Here is an 18,100-nt window from a genome sequence, read left to right on the forward strand (position 1 = left end):
GAGGACCACCACCCGGCCCGCCCCCGCGCGCACGGCCGGCTGAGCCGATGGGTGCCGATCGCTCGTACGCGTACGGCGCCGCCGCCGGCCTCCTCGGTGACCTGCTCCTCGGCGACCCGCGCCGCGGGCACCCGGTCGCTGCGTTCGGACGCGCGGCCGCGGCCGTGGAGCGGCTCCTGTGGCGCGACCACCGCGGCTGGGGCGCCCTGCACACCGCCGTGTGCGCCGGAGGCGCCGTCGCCCTCGGAGCCGTCGCCGAACGGGCCGTGCGCCGCTCCCCCGCCGCCTCCGCCGCGCTGACCGCCGCCGCGACCTGGGCGGTCGTCGGGGGCACCTCGCTCGCCCGCGAGGCCGACACCATCGGGCGGGCCCTGCGGCACGGGGACGTCGACGCGGCCCGCGCGCGGCTGCCCCACCTGTGCGGCCGCGACCCGCAGGCGCTGGACGCCGACGGGATCGCCCGGGCCGTCGTGGAGTCCGTCGCCGAGAACACCTCCGACGCCGTGGTCGGCGCCCTGGTGTGGGGCGCCGTCGGCGGGGTGCCGGGGCTGCTCGGCTTCCGCGCCGTGAACACCCTGGACGCGATGGTCGGGCACCGGTCGCCGCGCTTCCTGCGCTACGGCTGGGCCTCCGCCCGCCTCGACGACGTCGCCGGCTGGCCGGGCGCCCGGCTGACCGCCGTGCTCGCCGCGCTCGCCGGACCCGACCCGCGCGCGGCGGTGCGCGCCTGGCGCGCCGACGCCGGCCGCCACCCCAGCCCCAACGCCGGCCCCGTGGAGGCCTCGTTCGCGGGCGCGCTCGGGGTGCGCCTGGGCGGGACGCTCTCCTACGGCGGCCGGGTCGAGCACCGGCCCGTGCTCAACGGGGCCGCCGGGCGCCCCGTCGCCGTCACCGACATCGACCGGGCCGTACGGCTGTCCCGGCGCGTCGGCCTGCTCGCGCTCGGCGTCACCGCCGGGGCGCGCCTGCTGTGGAAGGGACGTGGGAAGTGAACGGGGGGCTCCTGGTCGCCGGTACGACCTCCGACGCCGGCAAGAGCGTCGTCACCGCCGGGATCTGCCGGTGGCTGGTGCGCCGGGGTGTGAAGGTTGCGCCGTTCAAGGCGCAGAACATGTCGCTGAACTCGTTCGTGACGCGCGAGGGCGCCGAGATCGGGCGGGCGCAGGCGATGCAGGCGCAGGCGTGCCGGATCGAGCCGACCGCGCAGATGAACCCGGTGCTGCTCAAGCCCGGGGGCGAACAGAGCAGCCAGGTCGTGCTGTTGGGCAAGCCGGTGGGCGAACTGAGCGCGCGCGGCTACCACGGCGGACGCCAGCAGCGGCTGCTCGGCACCGTGCTGGACTGCCTGGCCGAGTTGCGGGGCACGTATGACGCGGTGATCTGTGAGGGGGCGGGCAGTCCGGCCGAGATCAACCTGCGGCGCACCGACATCGTCAACATGGGGATCGCGCGGGGCGCGCGGCTGCCGGTGCTGGTGGTCGGCGACATCGACCGCGGCGGCGTCTTCGCCTCCTTCTTCGGCACCGTGGCCCTGCTCGCACCCGAGGACCAGGAGCTGGTCGCCGGGTTCCTGGTGAACAAGTTCCGCGGCGACGTGTCGCTGCTGGAGCCGGGGCTGGAGATGCTGCACGGCCTCACCGGGCGGCGCACCTACGGCGTGCTGCCGTTCCGGCACGGGCTCGGCATCGACGAGGAGGACGGACTGAGGGTGTCCCTGCGCGGCACCGTGCGCGAGTCGACGGTCAGCCCGCCCGTCGGCGAGGACGTGCTGCGGGTCGCCGTGTGCGCGATCCCGCTGATGTCGAACTTCACCGACGTGGACGCCCTGGCCGCCGAACCGGGCGTCGTGGTGCGGTTCGTGGACCGGCCCGAGGAGCTGGCCGACGCCGACCTGGTGATCGTCCCGGGCACCCGCGGCACCGTGCGGGCGCTGGCCTGGCTGCGCGAACGCGGCCTGGCCGACGCCCTGGTGCGCCGGGCCGCCGAGGGACGCCCCGTTCTCGGCATCTGCGGCGGCTTCCAGATCCTCGGCGAACACATCGAGGACGAGGTCGAGTCGCGGGCCGGCGCGGTGGACGGGCTCGGCGTGCTGCCCGTGCGGGTGCGGTTCGCCCGCGAGAAGACCCTCACCCGGCCGGCCGGGCAGGCCCTCGGCGAGCCGGTCGAGGGGTACGAGATCCACCACGGCGTCGCCGACGTGCGGGGCGGGGAGCCCTTCCTGGACGGCTGCCGCGTCGGCCACACCTGGGGCACGCACTGGCACGGCTCGCTGGAGTCGGACGACTTCCGGCGGGCGTTCCTGCGCGAGGTGGCCGCCGCCGCGGGCCGCCGCTTCGTGCCGGCCCCCGACACCTCGTTCGCCGCGCTGCGCGAGGAGCAACTCGACCGGCTCGGCGACCTGATCGAACAGCACGCGGACACGGACGCGCTGTGGCGGCTCATCGAGTCGGGCGCGCCGCAAGGACTGCCTTTCATTCCACCGGGAGCGCCCGCATGAGCACAGTGTTGTTGTTGTCGACCGCCGACACCGATCTGCTGGCGGCCCGGGCCTCCGGCGCCGACTACCGCATCGGCAACCCCACCCGCGTCGACGTCGCCGGGGAGCTGCCGGACCTGCTGCGCGGCGCGGACCTCGCCGTCGTACGGCTGCTCGGCGGCAAGCGCGCCTGGGAGGACGGGCTGGCCGCGCTGAAGGCGTCCGGTGTGCCGACCGTGCTGCTGGGCGGCGAGGCCGTGCCCGACGCGGAGCTGATGGCCGAGTCCAGCGTGCCCGCCGGTGTGGTCGCCGAGGCGCTGAAGTACCTGGTCGAGGGCGGCCCGGCGAACCTGCTGGAGCTGTCCCGGTTCCTCTCCGACACCGTGCTGCTCACCGGCGAGGGCTTCGCCGAGCCGCACCGGATGCCGGCCTACGGCGTGCACGGCGGGTACGAACTGCGCGACGGACGCCCCACCGTGGGCGTGCTGTTCTACCGGGCGCACGAACTGAGCGGCAACACCGCCTTCGTGGACACCCTGTGCGAGGCGATCGAGGGGCACGGGGCCAACGCCCTGCCGGTGTACTGCGGTTCGCTGCGCGGCGCGGACGCCGGGCTGTACGAGCTGCTGGGCCGGGCCGACGCGCTGGTGGCCACCGTCCTCGCGGCAGGCGGCACGCACGCCTCGCAGGCGTCGGCGGGCGGCGACGAGGAGTCCTGGGACGTCGGCGCGCTCGCCGAGCTGAACGTCCCCGTGCTGCAGGGCCTGTGCCTCACCTCCTCGCGCAGCGCCTGGGAGGAGTCCGACGCGGCCCTCGCCCCCATGGACGCCGCGATGCAGGTGGCGATCCCCGAGTTCGACGGCCGGCTCGTCACGGTGCCGTTCTCCTTCAAGGAGCAGGGCCCGGACGAGGTCCCGGTGTACGTGGCCGACCCCGAGCGGGCGTCGCGCGTCGCCGGGATCGCCGTGCGCCACGCGCGCCTGCGGCACAAGCCGAACGCCGAGAAGAAGATCGCGCTGGTCTTCACCGCCTACCCCACCAAGCACTCCCGGGTCGGCAACGCGGTCGGCCTGGACACGCCCGCCTCGGCGGTGCGGGTGCTGGACGCGCTGCGCGACGCGGGCTATTCGCTCACCGAGTACCCCGACGGCGGGGACGAGTTGATCCACCGGCTGATCGAGGCCGGCGGCCACGACGTGGAGTGGCTGACCGAGGACCAGCTCGCCGCGGCGCCCGCCCGGGTGCCGCTCGCGGACTACCGGGAGTGGTTCGGCCGGCTCGACCCGGAGCTGCGCGACGCGATGGCCGAGGCGTGGGGCGAGCCGCCGGGCTCCCTGTACGTCGACGGCGACGACATCGTGCTGGCCTCCCTGCAGTTCGGGAACGTCGTCGTGATGATCCAGCCGCCGCGCGGCTTCGGCGAGAACCCCATCGCCATCTACCACGACCCCGACATGCCGCCCTCGCACCACTACCTGGCCGCCTACCGCTGGCTGGACAACAGCTTCGGCGCCGACGCGATCGTGCACATGGGCAAGCACGGCACGATGGAGTGGCTGCCCGGCAAGGGCCTCGGGCTGAGCGCCGGGTGCGCCCCGGACGCCGTGCTCGGCGACCTGCCGCTGGTCTACCCGTTCATCGTGAACGACCCCGGTGAGGGCACCCAGGCCAAGCGGCGCGGGCACGCCACGGTCGTCGACCACCTGGTCCCGCCCATGGCCCGCGCCGACACCTACGGCGACCTCGCCAAGCTGGAGCAACTCCTCGACGAGTACGCCCTGGTGAGCGACCTCGACCCGACGAAGGCGCCGGCCGTGCGGGCGCAGATCTGGACGCTGGTGAAGGCGGCCGAGCTGCACCACGACCTGCACGTCGACGAACAGCCGGACGACGAGGCGTTCGACGAGTTCGTCATGCACATCGACGGCTACCTGTGCGAGATCAAGGACGTCCAGATCCGCGACGGCCTGCACATCCTCGGCGGCGGTCCGGTCGGCGAGCCCCGGGTGAACCTGGTCCTGGCCGTGCTGCGCGCCTCGCAGGTGTGGGGCGGGCAGGCGAACGCGCTGCCGGGACTGCGGGCCTCGCTGGCCGCCCACTTCGGGCTGGACGAGAAGGAGCTGCTGGCCGAGCCGGGTGCCCCGGCGAAGGTGCCGGTGGAGCTGACCGACCTGGTGGAGGGGCCGGCGCGCAGCGCGTCCGACGCGGTCGACCTGCTGGAGCAGCTGTGCCGGCGGCTCGCGGAGGGCTTGGAGGAGCGCGGCTGGGACGTCTCCCGCGTCCGGGGACTCGTCGCGGACGTGGTCGGCACCGAACTGCCCGACGCCGTCGCCGTGCTGGAGTTCGCGTGCACCGAGGTCGTGCCGCGCCTGGCCCGCACGACCGACGAGATCGGGCACATCCTGCGGGCCCTGGACGGCGGTTACGTGCCCGCGGGCCCCTCCGGCTCGCCCACCCGCGGTCTGGTCAACGTGCTGCCGACGGGCCGCAACTTCTACTCCGTCGACCCCAAGGCCATCCCCTCGCGCCTGAGCTGGGAGGTCGGGCAGTCCCTGGCGGACTCCCTGGTCGCCCGGTACCTCCAGGACACCGGGGAGTACCCGAAGTCCGTCGGGCTCACCGTCTGGGGCACCTCCGCGATGCGCACCCAGGGCGACGACATCGCCGAGATCCTGGCGCTGCTGGGCTGCCGCCCGGTGTGGGACGACGCCTCGCGCCGGGTGACCGGCTTCGAGGTGGTGCCCCTCGCCGAGCTGGGCCGGCCGCGCATCGACGTGACGGTCCGTATCTCCGGCTTCTTCCGGGACGCCTTCCCGCACGTCGTCGGGCTGATCGACGACGCGGTGCGGGCCGTCGCCGAGCTGGACGAGCCCGCCGACCGCAACTTCGTCAAGGCGCACGCCGACGAGGACACCGCCGCGCACGGCGACCGGCGCCGGGCCACGGCCCGCGTCTTCGGCTCCAAGCCCGGCGCGTACGGCGCCGGTCTGCTGCCGCTGATCGACGCCCGCAACTGGCGCTCCGACGCCGACCTCGCCGAGGTGTACGCGGTGTGGGGCGGCTACGCCTACGGGCGCGGGCTCGACGGGCGGGCGGCGCGCGGGGACATGGAGACCGCGTTCAAGCGGATCGCGGTGGCGGCGAAGAACGTCGACACCCGCGAGCACGACCTGGTCGACGCGGACGACTACTTCCAGTACCACGGCGGCATGGTCGCCATGGTCCGGCACCTGACCGGCGCCAACCCCGAGGCGTACGTGGGTGATTCGGCCACCCCGGACCAGGTCAGGACGCGCACGCTGGGCGAGGAGACGCACCGCGTGTTCCGCGCCCGCGTGGTCAACCCGCGCTGGATGGCGGCGATGCGCCGGCACGGCTACAAGGGCGCCTTCGAGATGGCGGCGACCGTGGACTACCTGTTCGGCTACGACGCCACGGCGGGCGTGGTCGACGACTGGATGTACGAGAAGCTCAGCGCCGAGTACGTCTTCGACCCGGAGAACCGGGACTTCATGAAGAAGTCCAACCCGTGGGCGCTGCGCGGGATCACCGAGCGGCTGCTGGAGGCGGCGGACCGGGGCCTGTGGGCCGAGCCGGACGCGGACACGCTGGAGCGGCTGCGGGCCACCTACCTGGAGCTCGAAGGCGACCTGGAGGGCGACGACCAGTGACCACCCCCTTCCCCTTCACCGCCGTCGTCGGTCAGGACGACCTGCGGCTCGCGCTGCTGCTGAACGCCGTCTCGCCCGCCGTCGGCGGGGTGCTCGTGCGCGGCGAGAAGGGCACCGCGAAGTCCACCGCCGTGCGCGCCCTGTCGGCGCTGCTGCCCGAGGTGGCCGTGGTGCCCGGCTGCCGGTTCTCCTGCGACCCGGCGTCCCCCGACCCCTCGTGCCCCGACGGGCCGCACGAGCCGGGGCCGGGCGCGCACCGGCCCGCCCGCATGGTCGAACTCCCCGTCGGCGCCTCCGAGGACCGGCTGGTCGGCGCGCTCGACATCGAGCGGGCGCTCGCCGAGGGCGTCAAGGCGTTCGAGCCGGGCCTGCTGGCCGACGCGCACCGCGGCATCCTGTACGTCGACGAGGTCAACCTGCTCCACGACCACCTGGTCGACCTGCTCCTGGACGCGGCGGCGATGGGCGCCTCGTACGTGGAGCGCGAGGGCGTCTCGGTGCGGCACGCGGCACGGTTCCTGCTCGTCGGCACGATGAACCCCGAAGAGGGCGAGCTGCGGCCGCAGTTGCTCGACCGGTTCGGGCTGACCGTGGAGGTCGCCGCCTCCCGCGAACCCGACCAGCGGGTGGAGGTGGTCCGGCGCCGGCTCGCGTACGACGACGACCCGGCCGGCTTCGCCGCGCGCTGGGCCGGCGAGGAGGCCGCCGTACGGCAGCGGATCGTGGCGGCGCGGGAGCTGCTGCCGCAGGTGCGGCTGGGCGACGGGGCGCTGCGGCAGATCGCGGCGACCTGCGCGGCGTTCGAGGTGGACGGCATGCGCGCGGACATCGTGATGGCGCGCACCGCGACCGCGCTGGCCGCGTGGGCCGGGCGGACCGACGTGCTCGCCGAGGACGTGCGGCAGGCGGCGCTGCTGGCGCTGCCGCACCGGCGCCGCCGCAACCCCTTCGACGCGCCCGGCCTGGACGAGGACAAGCTGGACCGGACGCTGGAGGAGTTCTCCGGCGAGTCCCCCGACGACGACCCCGACCCCGACCCCGATCCCGACGGCCCGGGCGGCGGCGGGGGCGGTCCGGCGCCCGACGCGGGTCCGCAGGGCGGCGGCGACACCGGGGCGCGCCCCGAGGACGGCGACGGCGGCGAGCCGCAGCCGTCCGGCGCGGGCGCGGGCGAGCAGCCGGCGGCACGCGCCGCGGAGCCGTTCCGCACCAAGGCGCTGAGCGTGCCCGGCATCGGCGAGGGCGCCGCCGGGCGGCGCTCGCGGGCGCGGACCGAGCACGGGCGCACCACCGGGGCCCGGCGGCCGCGGGGCGCGCTGACCAAGCTGCACCTGGCCGCCACCGTGCAGGCCGCGGCCCCGCACCAGCGGGCGCGCGGCCGGTCCGGGCCGGGTCTGGTGATCCGCCGGGACGACCTGCGGCAGGCGGCCCGGGAGGGGCGCGAGGGCAACCTCGTGCTGTTCGTGGTGGACGCCTCCGGGTCGATGGCGGCGCGCCGGCGGATGAGCGCCGTCAAGGGCGCCGTGCTGTCGCTGCTCCTGGACGCCTACCAGCGGCGCGACAAGGTCGGACTGGTGACCTTCCGGGGCTCCGCCGCCGACGTGGCGCTGCCGCCGACCTCGTCGGTCGACGCGGCCGCGGCGCGCCTGGAGACGCTGCCGACCGGGGGCCGCACGCCGCTGGCCGCCGGGCTGCTGAAGGCGCACGAGGTGCTGCGCGTGGAGCGGCTGCGGGACCCGGCGCGCCGGGCGCTGGTCGTGGTGGTGACCGACGGCAGGGCCACCGGTGGTCCTGAACCGGTGGCGCTCGCCGGGCGGGCGGCGCGGCTGTTCGCGGCCGAGCAGATCGCGTCGGTGGTCGTGGACTGCGAGTCGGGGCCGGTGCGGCTCGGGCTCGCGGGGCAGCTCGCGGCCGAGCTGGGCGGCACCGCCGTCACGCTCGACGAGCTGCGCGCGGACGCGATCGCCGGACTGGTCAAGGACGTTCAGGGGACGAGCAGGAGGGCCGCGTAATGCCGCAGGGACAGCCGAGTGTCGTACCGGACGACGGACTGACGACCCGTCAGCGCCGCAACCGTCCGCTGGTCGTCGTGCACACCGGCGTCGGCAAGGGCAAGTCGACGGCCGCCTTCGGGCTCGCGCTGCGCGCCTGGAACCAGGGGTGGCCGATCGGGGTGTTCCAGTTCGTCAAGTCGGCGAAGTGGAAGGTCGGTGAGGAGAACGCGCTGCGCGTGCTCGGCGCCTCCGGCGAGGGCGGCACCGTCGACTGGCACAAGATGGGCGAAGGCTGGTCCTGGGTCCAGCGCGATGCCCAGATGGACAACGAGGAGAAGGCCCGCGAGGGCTGGGAGCAGGTCAAGCGCGACCTCGCCGCCGAGACGTACCGGCTGTACGTGCTGGACGAGTTCGCCTACCCGATGCACTGGGGCTGGGTCGACACCGACGAGGTCGTCTCCGTGCTGCGGGACCGGCCCGGCACCCAGCACGTGGTGATCACCGGGCGCAACGCCCCGCAGGAGCTGGTGGACTTCGCCGACCTCGTGACCGACATGTCCAAGGTCAAGCACCCGATGGACGCCGGCCAGAAGGGCCAGAAGGGCATCGAGTGGTGACCTCCCCGTCGTCCGTGCCCCGGCTGGTGGTCGCCGCGCCCTCCTCGGGCAGCGGCAAGACCACCGTCGCCACCGGGCTGATGGCCGCGTTCGCCGCGCGGGGGCTCGTCGTGTCCCCGCACAAGGTGGGCCCGGACTACATCGACCCCGGGTACCACGCGCTCGCCACCGGGCGGACCGGTCGCAACCTCGACGCGTACCTGTGCGGGCCGGAGCTGATCGCCCCGCTGTTCCTGCACGGGGCGCGCGGGTGCGACCTCGCCGTGGTCGAGGGCGTGATGGGGCTGTACGACGGGGCCGCCGGGGAGGGCGAACTGGCCTCCACCGCGCAGGTGGCGAAGCTGCTCGGCGCGCCGGTGGTGCTGGTGGTGGACGCCTCCGCGCAGTCGCGGTCGGTGGCCGCGCTGGTGCACGGGTTCGCCTCGTGGGACCCCGGGGTGCGGATCGGGGGCGTGATCCTGAACAAGGTCGGCTCGGACCGGCACGAGGCGCTGCTGCGGGAGGCGTTGGAGTCGTGCGGGGTGCCGGTGCTCGGTGCGCTGCGGCGGGCCGAGCCGGTGTCCACGCCGTCGCGGCATCTCGGCTTGGTGCCCGTCGCGGAACGGCGGGCCGCCGCGGTCGACTCCGTCGCGGCGATGGCCGACCTGGTCGTACGAGGGTGTGACCTGGACGCGTTGGAGGCGCTCGCCCGGGGTGCCGGTGCCGTACCAGGGGGCGCCGCCCCCTGGACCCCCGATCGGCCTGAACGGCCTCGTCCTCAATCGCCGGACGGGCTGGTAGTTGCTGTGGCCGGCGGGGAGGCGTTCACCTTCTCCTACGCCGAGCACGCCGAACTGCTCGCCGCCGCCGGGGCCGAGGTCGTCACGTTCGATCCGTTGCGGGACGAGCGGCTCCCCGACGGGACGCGGGGGCTGGTGATCGGGGGCGGGTTCCCCGAGGTGTACGCCGGGGAGCTGTCCGCCAACGAGCCGCTGCGCAAGGCCGTCGCCGAACTGGCGAACTCCGGCGCCCCCGTGGCCGCCGAGTGCGCGGGGTTGCTCTACCTGTGCCGGGAGCTGGACGGGCAGCCGATGTGCGGGGTGCTCGACGCCACCGCCCGTATGACGGAGCGGCTGACGCTCGGCTACCGGGACGCCGTGGCCGTCGGGGACAGCGCGCTGGCCGCGGCCGGGACGCGGATGCGGGGGCACGAGTTCCACCGCACCGTCGTCGAGCCCGGCGCCGGTGCCGCTCCCGCCTGGGGTGTGCGGGCGCCCGTGCGGCGGGTCGAAGGCTTCGTGCAGCACGGCGTGCACGCGAGTTATCTGCACACGCACTGGGCGTCCGAGCCCGGTGTCGCCCGTCGGTTCGTGGAGAGGTGCCGGACGTCATGAGCAGCAGCAGGTTGGTCGGGGTCGGGGTGGGTCCCGGGGATCCGGAGCTGGTGACCGTCAAGGGCGTCAACGCCCTGCGGGCCGCCGACGTCGTCGTCGTCCCGGTGATGGACACCGGCGAGCGGGGGCGCGCGGAGGCGACGGTGCTGCACTACGTGCCCGCGGAGAAGGTCCTGCGCGTGGTGTTCGCGCTGAACGAGCGCACCGACCGGGCGCGCCGCGAGGCCGCCTGGGACGAGGCCGGCCGGACGGTCGCCGAGCTGCTCGGACGGCACGGCACGGTCGCGTTCGCCACCATCGGCGACCCGAACGTGTACTCGACGTTCACCTACCTCGCGCACACCGTCGGGGAGCTGGTGCCGGGCGTCGCCGTGGAGACCGTGCCGGGCATCACCGCCATGCAGGACCTGGCCGCGCGTTCGGGCGCCGTGCTCACCGAGGGCACCGAACCGCTGACGCTGGTGCCGGTGACGGCCGGGTCGGCGGTGCTGAAGGAGGCGCTGGCCGGGCCGGGCACCGTGGTGGCGTACAAGTTCGGCCGGCACGCCGCCGAGGTCGCCGAGGTGCTGCGGGAGACCGGGCGGCTCGACGACGCCGTGTGGGGCGCCTCGCTCGGGCTGCCCGAGGAGAGCATCCGGCCGGCCGCCGGGATGGACGCCGAGCCGCTGCCGTACCTGTCGACGCTCATCGCGCCCGCGCGGCGCGACGGCGGGCGGGGCGGCAAGCTGTGAGCCCCGCCGTCGCCCGGTCAGCTCGCCAGGCCCACCACCAGCCAGATGAAGGCCGTCCCGGCGACCGTGCACAGCAGGGTCGAGCGGGCCGGGTGGGCGTGGTGGGCCTCGGGCAGGATCTCGGCGGCGGCGAGGTAGAGCAGCGCTCCGCCGAAGAGGCCGAGATAGCCGCCGAGCAGTTGCTCCGGAATGGTGACGAACGCGGTCGAGGCGGCGCCGACGACCGGGGCCACGGCGTCCGCGAACAGCATGGTCAGCGCCTTGCGGCGGGCGTTCCCGTACAGGCTCGTGATCGTGTACGTGTTGAAGCCGTCGGCGAAGTCGTGGGCCACGACCGCCAGCGCGACCGCGGTGCCCATGCCGCCGCCGACCTGGAAGGCCGCGCCGATCGCCACGCCGTCCATGGCGCTGTGGCCGACCATCGCCGCCGCAGCCGTCAGGCCCACCTCGGGGGCTCGGTGGTGGTGGTCACCGGCGCCGTGCGCCGCTGTGCGCCCGGCGAGCAGGTGCTCCATCAGGTGGGCCAGCAGGAAGCCGGCCACGAACAGCAGCAGCGCGGCCGGGACGCCGAACACCTCCGCGCCGGCCGCCTCCAGGGCCTCCGGCAGCAGGTCCAGGCCGACCACGCCGAGCATCAGCCCGCCGGCCAGGCCCAGCACCAGGTGGCGACGGTCGGTCACGCGCTGTGCCGTCCAGCCGCCGGCCAGCGTCATCAGGAACGCGCCGAGCGCGACGAGGACCGCCATGGCCCCTTCGTATCCGATCAACCCCCGGCCGCGCACATCCGGCCACCCCGGCACGGGTGATCTGTCCCGCCACGCCCGTTACGTCCCCGCTCGATCCGTCCGACCCCACCGTCACATCCACCCCCGACTTCACGACCCGACGTGATCCGCCCGTCTCGAGAGGACCGAACCCATGGCCGATGCCCCCACCGGCAAGGTGACCTTCGTCGGTGCCGGCCCCGGCGCCGCCGACCTGCTGACGTTCCGCGCCGCCCGCGCCATCGCCGAGGCCGACGTGGTGATCTGGGCGGCCAGCCTGGTCCAGGCGGAGGTCCTCGAGCACGCGCGCGGGGGCGCCGAGGTGCTGGACTCGGCGACCATGTCCCTGGAGGACGTCGTCGCCGTGTACGAGCGGGCCCACCGCGAGGGTCTGCGCGTCGCCCGCATCCACTCCGGCGACCCGGCGCTGTGGGGCGGCACCCAGGAGCAGCTCGACCGCTGCCACGCGCTGGGCATCGCGACCGAGGTCGTCCCGGGGGTGTCGTCGTTCTCGGCGGTGGCCGCGCTCGCGCAGCGCGAGCTGACCATCCCGGAGGTCGCCCAGTCGGTGGTGCTGACCCGGCTCGGCGGCGGCAAGACGCCCATGCCGCCCGGCGAGGAGGTGCGGGAGTTCGCCCGGCACGGGACCACCATGGCGGTCTTCCTGTCCGCCGCCCGCAGCGGGCAGCTCGTGCGGGAGCTCCTGGAGGGCGGCTACCCCACGGACACCCCGGTCGTCGTCGCCTACCAGGCGACCTGGCCGGAGGAGCTGGTCGTGCGGTGCACGATCGGCACGCTGGAGGAGACGGTCAAGGAGCACAAGCTCTGGAAGCACACGCTGTTCCTCGTCGGGCCGGCGCTCGACGCGCACGGCACCCGCTCGCACCTGTACCACCCGGGGCACTTCCACGGCTTCCGCAAGGCGGACCCGCAGGCCCGCCGGGCGTTGCGCGAGCGGGGGGCGAGTACGTGATCACGGTGGTGGGCGCGGGGACGGGCGGACCGGCCGGCGCCGAGACCCTCGCGGACACCCTGGCGGGCGCCGAGCTGGTCGTGGGCGGACGGCGGCACCTGGACGCGGCCGCGGTGCCGGAGACGGCCGAGCGGATCGTGCTCGGGCCGCTGGGCCCGGCGCTGGACGCGATCGAGGCGTACGTGGGCGCGGGGCGGCGGGTGGTCGTGCTGGCCTCCGGCGACCCGGGGTTCTTCGGGATCGTGCGGGTGCTGGCCGAGCGGTTCGGCCCGGACCGGCTCGCGGTGCGGCCCGGGGTGTCGTCCGTCGCGGCGGCGTTCGCGCGGCTCGGGCTGACCTGGGAGGACGCCGTCGTCGTCAGCGCGCACGGACGGGACCTGCGCACGGCGGTCAACGTGTGCCGGGCCCAGCCGAAGGTGGCGGTGCTCACCGGGCCCGGTGCGGGCCCGGCCGAGATCGGTGCCGCGCTGCGGCCCTGGGAGCGCACGCTGGTCGTGGCGACCGCGCTGGGCTCCCCGCAGGAGCGGCTGGAGCGGGTGACGCCCGCCGAGGCCGCGGAGCGCGACTGGGGCACCGCGGTGAGCGTGGTCCTCAGCCTGGACGAGCGGCGCACGCCGGAGGGCGGCGCACGGACGCTCGCGGGGCGGGGACCCGGACCCGCGGGCTGGGCCCTGGCCGAGGAGGCGTTCGCCCACCGGGACTCGATGATCACCAAGTTCGAGGTGCGGGCGCTGGCGCTGGCCCGGCTGGGGCCGCGCCCCGGTGACCTGGTGTGGGACGTCGGCTCGGGCTCCGGCTCGGTGGCCGTGGAGTGCGCGCGGCTGGGCGCCGCGGTCACGGCGGTGGAGAAGGCCGCCGACGGGGCCGGGCGGATCCGCGCCAACGCGGCCGCGCACGGCGTCGACGTGCACGTGGTGCACGGCACCGCGCCGGACGCGCTGGACGCGCTGGACGACCCGGACGCGGTGTTCGTCGGCGGGGGCGGGCGCGAGCTGGCGGACGTGGTGGCCGCGTGCGCGCGGCGGGCGCGGCGGACCGTGGTCGTGGCGCTCGCCGCCCTCGACCGGGTGCCGGCGGCCCGGGCGGCGCTCACCGGCGCCGGGTTCACCTGCGACGGCGTGCTGCTGCAGTCGTCGCGGCTGGCGCCGCTGCCGGGGGACGTGACCCGGCTGGCGGCCACCAATCCCGTTTTCCTGCTGTGGGGCGTACGGCCCCCCGCGACGAACGAAGGAGTTGCTCAGTGATCGGCCTGATTTCCGCCACCGCGGCGGGGGCGGCGGCGCGCGACCGGCTGGCCGCGGCGTGGCCGGACCGCACGCGCGTGTACGACGGTCCCGTGGCGGACGCCGTGCGGCGGGCGTTCGCGGAGTGCGAGCAGCTCGTGTGCTTCCTGGCCACGGGCGCGGTCGTCCGGCTCGTGGCGCCGCTGCTCGCCGGCAAGGCGGCCGACCCCGGGGTGGTGTGCGTCGACGAGGCGGGCCGGTTCGCCGTGTCGCTGCTCGGCGGCCACGGGGGCGGGGCGAACGCCCTCGCCGTCGAGGTCGGCGAGGTGCTGGGCGCCCGCCCGGTGGTGACCACCGCGACCGACGCCGTGGACCTGCCGGGCCTGGACACGCTGGGCCTGCCGGTGGAGGGCGACGTCGCGGGCGTGAGCCGGGCGCTGCTCGACGGCGAGCCGGTCGCGCTCGACGCGGAGGTGGCCTGGCCGCTGCCGCCGGTGCCGTTCGCGGACGGGCCGGCCGCGCACACCGTGCGGCTGACGGACCGTGCCGTCGAGGCCGGGCCGCGCGAGGTGCTGCTGCGCCCGCCGACCCTGGTCGTCGGCGTCGGCGCCTCCCGGGGCGCCCCGGCCGACGAGGTCCTGGGCCTGGTCGAGGAGGCGCTGCGGGACGCCGGCCTGTCGGCGCGCAGCGTGGCCGAACTGGCCACCGTGGACGCCAAGGCGGAGGAGCCCGGCATCCTGGCCGCCGCCGCGCGGCTCGGGGTGCCGGTGGTGACGTACTCCGCCGGGGAACTGTCGGCCGTCGACGTGCCGAACCCGTCGGCGGCGCCGCTCGCGGCCGTCGGCACGCCCTCGGTCGCGGAGGCCGCCGCCCTCGTGCGGGGCGGGCAGCTCCTCGTCCCCAAGCGGAAGTCGGCCATGGCCACCTGCGCCGTCGTACGGCGGCCGGGGCGCGGGCGGCTCGCGGTGGTGGGCCTCGGGCCCGGCGCGCGGGACCTGCTCACCCCGCGCGCCCGGGACGAACTGCGGCGCGCCTCCGTGCTGGTGGGGCTCGACCAGTACGTCGACCAGATCCGCGACCTGCTGCGGCCCGGCACCCGGGTGCTGGAGTCGGGGCTCGGCGCCGAGGAGGAGCGGGCCCGCACCGCGGTCGCCGAGGCCCGCGCGGGCCACGCGGTGGCGCTGATCGGCAGCGGCGACGCGGGCGTGTACGCCATGGCCTCCCCGGCGCTCGCCGAGGCGTCCGACGACATCGACGTGGTCGGCGTGCCCGGCGTCACGGCGGCCCTCGCCGCCGCCGCGATCCTCGGGGCGCCGCTCGGCCACGACCACGTGTCGATCAGCCTGTCCGACCTGCACACGCCGTGGGAGGTCATCGAGCGGCGGGTGCGGGCCGCGGCCGAGGCGGACCTCGTGGTGACCTTCTACAACCCGCGCTCGCGCGGCCGGGACTGGCAGCTGCCCAAGGCGCTCGCGGTCCTCGCCGGGCACCGGACGCCGGACACGCCCGTCGGCGTCGTGCGCAACGCCTCCCGGCCCGACGGGTCGGCCCGGCTGACCACGCTGGGCGCCCTGGACCCGGCGACGGTCGACATGATGACCGTCGTGACCGTGGGCAACACCGCGACCCGTGACATCGCGGGCCGCATGGTGACCCCGCGCGGCTACCGCTGGCAGGAGGGCGCCGAGTGAACCGCGTCGTCCACCCCATCGAGGAGGAGTCCTACCGGCGGCTGCGCGCCCGGCTCGACACCTCGCACTTCCCGCCCCTGACCCGGGCGGTGGTGGAGCGGGTGATCCACTCCGCCGCCGACCTGGCGTACGCCGACGACCTCGTCATGGACGAGGCCGAACTGGCCGCGGCGCACGCCGCGCTGCACGCCGGGGCGCCGGTCGTCGTCGACGTCGAGATGGTGGGCGCCGGCATCACCCGCCGGGAGACCGTGTGCCGGCTGAAGGACGCCGTGGCCGGTCCCGGGCTGACCCGGTCCGCGCACGGCATCCGGCTCGCGTACGAGCAGGTCGGGCCCGGCGCCCTCTGGGTGATCGGCAACGCGCCGACCGCACTGGAGGAACTGCTCACCCTGGACGCCCGGCCCGCGCTCGTGATCGGGCTGCCCGTCGGTTTCGTCGGCGCCGTCGAGTCCAAGGCCGCGCTGCGCGGGAGCGGCCTGCCGGCCGTGAGCAACGTGTCCGAGAAGGGCGGGTCGGCGGTCGCCTCCGCCGCGCTCAACGCCCTGCTGTACCACCCCATTTCCGTCGAGGAGACATCGTGACCACCCCGCCGCCCGCCCTGCTCATCGCCGGCCACGGCACGCGTGACGACGCCGGAGCCGAGGCGTTCCGCGACTTCGTCCGGGAGCTGGGGCGCCGCCACCCCGACCTGCCCGTCGCGGGCGGGTTCATCGAGCTGTCGCCGCCGCCGCTGGGCGACGCGGTGACCGACCTGGTCGAGCGGGGCGTACGGCGCTTCGCCGCCGTGCCGCTGATGCTGGTGTCCGCCGGGCACGCCAAGGGCGACATCCCGGCCGCGCTGGCCCGGGAGAAGGAGCGGCACCCGGGGATCTCGTACACCTACGGCCGCCCGCTGGGCCCGCACCCGTCGCTGCTGCGGGTGCTGGAGCGTCGCCTGGACGAGGTGCTGGACGGGGTGGACCGCGCGGAGGTGACCGTGCTGCTGGTCGGGCGCGGCTCGACCGACCCGGACGCCAACGCCGAGGTGTGCAAGGCGGCCCGGCTGCTGTGGGAGGGGCGCGGGTACGGTGCCGTGGAGACGGCGTTCGTGTCGCTGGCGGCGCCGGACGTGCCGAGCGGGCTGGAGCGGTGCGCGCGGCTGGGCGCGCGGCGGATCGTCGTGCTGCCGTACTTCCTGTTCACCGGCATCCTGCCGGACCGGGTGCGCCGGCAGACCGAGGAGTGGGCGGCCGCGCACCCCGGCCTGGACGTGCGCTCGGCGGACGTCATCGGGCCGGAGCCGGAGCTGCTGGACCTGGTGATGGAGCGGTACGCGGAGGCCGTGCAGGGCGATCTGCGGATGAACTGCGACTCGTGCGTGTACCGGATCGCGCTGCCCGGGTTCGAGGGCAAGGTGGGGATGCCGCAGCAGCCGCACTTCCACCCGGACGACGACGGCGACCACCACCACGGGCACGGGCACCACCACGGGCACGGTCACGCCCATGCGCACTGAGCACGACCTGCGCCACCACGGGGACGCGGAGGTCCGCGACGGCGGGGCGGCGCTGGTCGACCTCGCCGTGAACGTGCGGGCCGACACCCCGCCGCCCTGGCTGCGGGAGGTGATCGCCGGCTCGCTGTCCGGCCTGGCCGCCTACCCCGACGGGCGGGCGGCGCGGGCGGCGGTGGCCGCGCGGCACGGGCTGCCGGCCGAGCGGGTACTGCTGACGGCGGGCGCCGCCGAGGCGTTCGTGCTGCTGGCCCGGGCGCTGCGGGTCCGGCGGCCGGTCGTGGTGCACCCGCAGTTCACCGAGCCGGAGGCGGCGCTGCGCGACGCCGGCCACGAGGTGGGCCGGGTCCTGCTGCGGGAGGAGGACGGCTTCCGGCTCGACGCGGGGGCCGTGCCCGAGGACGCCGACCTGGTGGTGATCGGGAACCCGACGAACCCGACGTCGGTGCTGCACCCGGCGGACGCGATCGCCGGGCTGGCCCGGCCCGGGCGGACGCTGGTCGTGGACGAGGCGTTCATGGACGCCGTGCCGGGCGAGCGCGAGGCGCTGGCCGGGCGGACCGACGTGCCCGGGCTTGTGGTGCTGCGCAGCCTCACCAAGACGTGGGGCCTGGCGGGCCTGCGGATCGGGTACGTCCTGGCCGGGCCGGGGACGATCGCGGCGCTGGAGCGGGCGCAGCCGCTGTGGCCGGTGTCGACGCCGGCGCTGGCGGCGGCCGAGGCGTGCGTGTCCGCGCGGGCCCTCGCGGAGGCGGACGGTGCGGCGCACCGGGTGGCGGCCGACCGGGCCCACCTCGTGGCCGGGCTGGAGGAGTTCGCCGGGGACGGGGTACGGGTCGTGGGCCCGGCCGAGGGCCCGTTCGTGCTGGTCGGCGTGGCCGGCGCGGCGGCGGTACGGCGACGGCTGCGCGACCTGGGCTTCGCGGTGCGGCGCGGGGACACCTTCCCGGGGCTGGGCGAGGACTGGCTGCGGGTGGCGGTGCGGGACCGGGGGACGGTGAACGCGTTCCTCCAGGCCCTGGACCAGGCCCTGACGTCCCTCCCCTGACCCCGCCGCTCCCCCGGCCGTGCGGCGGCCCCCGTCGACCGGGG

The 18,100-nt window shown here is 75.9% G+C and carries 14 protein-coding genes; 13 read left to right on the forward strand and 1 reads right to left on the reverse strand.

Translation table 11 applies throughout. The features are described 5' to 3' along the window. Nucleotides 1-47: 47 nt before the first annotated feature. The 7 genes from E4U92_RS16585 to cobI are packed head-to-tail and all read left to right on the forward strand — an operon-like array spanning nucleotide 48 to nucleotide 10,862. On the forward strand, nucleotides 48-992 hold the full coding sequence (locus E4U92_RS16585) for a cobalamin biosynthesis protein (RefSeq protein WP_137301194.1): 945 nt from the start codon (nucleotides 48-50) through the stop codon (nucleotides 990-992). Then, nucleotides 989-2,497 carry a cobyric acid synthase gene (locus E4U92_RS16590; protein ID WP_137301195.1) on the forward strand — a complete coding sequence of 503 codons (1,509 nt, stop codon included), beginning with the start codon at nucleotides 989-991 and terminating at the stop codon, nucleotides 2,495-2,497. The genes E4U92_RS16585 and E4U92_RS16590 overlap by 4 nt, the downstream gene beginning before the upstream one ends. Next, nucleotides 2,494-6,147 (forward strand): cobaltochelatase subunit CobN, encoded by a 3,654-nt coding sequence (gene cobN, locus E4U92_RS16595; RefSeq protein WP_174863906.1) that lies wholly within the window; start codon nucleotides 2,494-2,496, stop codon nucleotides 6,145-6,147. Before E4U92_RS16590 ends, cobN begins: the two co-directional genes overlap by 4 nt. Then, entirely contained in the window at nucleotides 6,144-8,159 is a 2,016-nt protein-coding gene (locus E4U92_RS16600) for a putative cobaltochelatase (RefSeq protein ID WP_137301196.1), read from the forward strand. Before cobN ends, E4U92_RS16600 begins: the two co-directional genes overlap by 4 nt. Next, nucleotides 8,159-8,758, forward strand: a complete 600-nt coding sequence (cobO, locus tag E4U92_RS16605) for a cob(I)yrinic acid a,c-diamide adenosyltransferase (protein ID WP_137301197.1) — start codon at nucleotides 8,159-8,161, stop codon at nucleotides 8,756-8,758. Before E4U92_RS16600 ends, cobO begins: the two co-directional genes overlap by 1 nt. Then, nucleotides 8,752-10,131, forward strand: a complete 1,380-nt coding sequence (locus E4U92_RS16610; protein ID WP_137301198.1) for a cobyrinic acid a,c-diamide synthase CobB — start codon at nucleotides 8,752-8,754, stop codon at nucleotides 10,129-10,131. The genes cobO and E4U92_RS16610 overlap by 7 nt, the downstream gene beginning before the upstream one ends. Further along, nucleotides 10,116-10,862 carry a precorrin-2 C(20)-methyltransferase gene (cobI, locus tag E4U92_RS16615; protein ID WP_137301199.1) on the forward strand — a complete coding sequence of 249 codons (747 nt, stop codon included), beginning with the start codon at nucleotides 10,116-10,118 and terminating at the stop codon, nucleotides 10,860-10,862. Before E4U92_RS16610 ends, cobI begins: the two co-directional genes overlap by 16 nt. A 17-nt stretch (nucleotides 10,863-10,879) precedes the next feature. Here cobI and E4U92_RS16620 read toward each other — a convergent pair whose 3' ends face one another. Then, a complete protein-coding gene (locus E4U92_RS16620; protein ID WP_137301200.1) occupies nucleotides 10,880-11,608 on the reverse strand; it encodes a ZIP family metal transporter in 729 nt (242 codons plus the stop codon). Between the two features lie 172 nt (nucleotides 11,609-11,780). On the opposite strand from E4U92_RS16620, the gene cobM reads away from it, so the two are divergent. Genes cobM through cobC form a run of 6 tightly spaced genes read left to right on the forward strand, consistent with a single transcriptional unit; the run spans nucleotide 11,781 to nucleotide 18,056 of the window. After that, nucleotides 11,781-12,599, forward strand: a complete 819-nt coding sequence (gene cobM, locus E4U92_RS16625; RefSeq protein ID WP_137301201.1) for a precorrin-4 C(11)-methyltransferase — start codon at nucleotides 11,781-11,783, stop codon at nucleotides 12,597-12,599. Further along, nucleotides 12,596-13,843 carry a precorrin-6y C5,15-methyltransferase (decarboxylating) subunit CbiE gene (gene cbiE / locus E4U92_RS16630; protein ID WP_137301202.1) on the forward strand — a complete coding sequence of 416 codons (1,248 nt, stop codon included), beginning with the start codon at nucleotides 12,596-12,598 and terminating at the stop codon, nucleotides 13,841-13,843. Before cobM ends, cbiE begins: the two co-directional genes overlap by 4 nt. Further along, nucleotides 13,840-15,513, forward strand: coding sequence for a precorrin-3B C(17)-methyltransferase (gene cobJ, locus E4U92_RS16635; protein WP_137301203.1), 1,674 nt, complete (start codon nucleotides 13,840-13,842; stop codon nucleotides 15,511-15,513). Before cbiE ends, cobJ begins: the two co-directional genes overlap by 4 nt. After that, on the forward strand, nucleotides 15,510-16,097 hold the full coding sequence (locus tag E4U92_RS16640) for a precorrin-8X methylmutase (protein ID WP_137301204.1): 588 nt from the start codon (nucleotides 15,510-15,512) through the stop codon (nucleotides 16,095-16,097). The genes cobJ and E4U92_RS16640 overlap by 4 nt, the downstream gene beginning before the upstream one ends. Beyond that, nucleotides 16,094-17,011, forward strand: a complete 918-nt coding sequence (locus E4U92_RS16645; RefSeq protein ID WP_137301205.1) for a sirohydrochlorin chelatase — start codon at nucleotides 16,094-16,096, stop codon at nucleotides 17,009-17,011. Before E4U92_RS16640 ends, E4U92_RS16645 begins: the two co-directional genes overlap by 4 nt. Then, nucleotides 17,001-18,056 carry an Rv2231c family histidinol phosphate aminotransferase CobC gene (gene cobC / locus E4U92_RS16650; RefSeq protein ID WP_137301206.1) on the forward strand — a complete coding sequence of 352 codons (1,056 nt, stop codon included), beginning with the start codon at nucleotides 17,001-17,003 and terminating at the stop codon, nucleotides 18,054-18,056. Before E4U92_RS16645 ends, cobC begins: the two co-directional genes overlap by 11 nt. Nucleotides 18,057-18,100 lie beyond the last annotated feature (44 nt).

This window comes from Streptomyces galbus, from assembly GCF_005280195.1.
Lineage (GTDB): Bacteria > Actinomycetota > Actinomycetes > Streptomycetales > Streptomycetaceae > Streptomyces > Streptomyces galbus.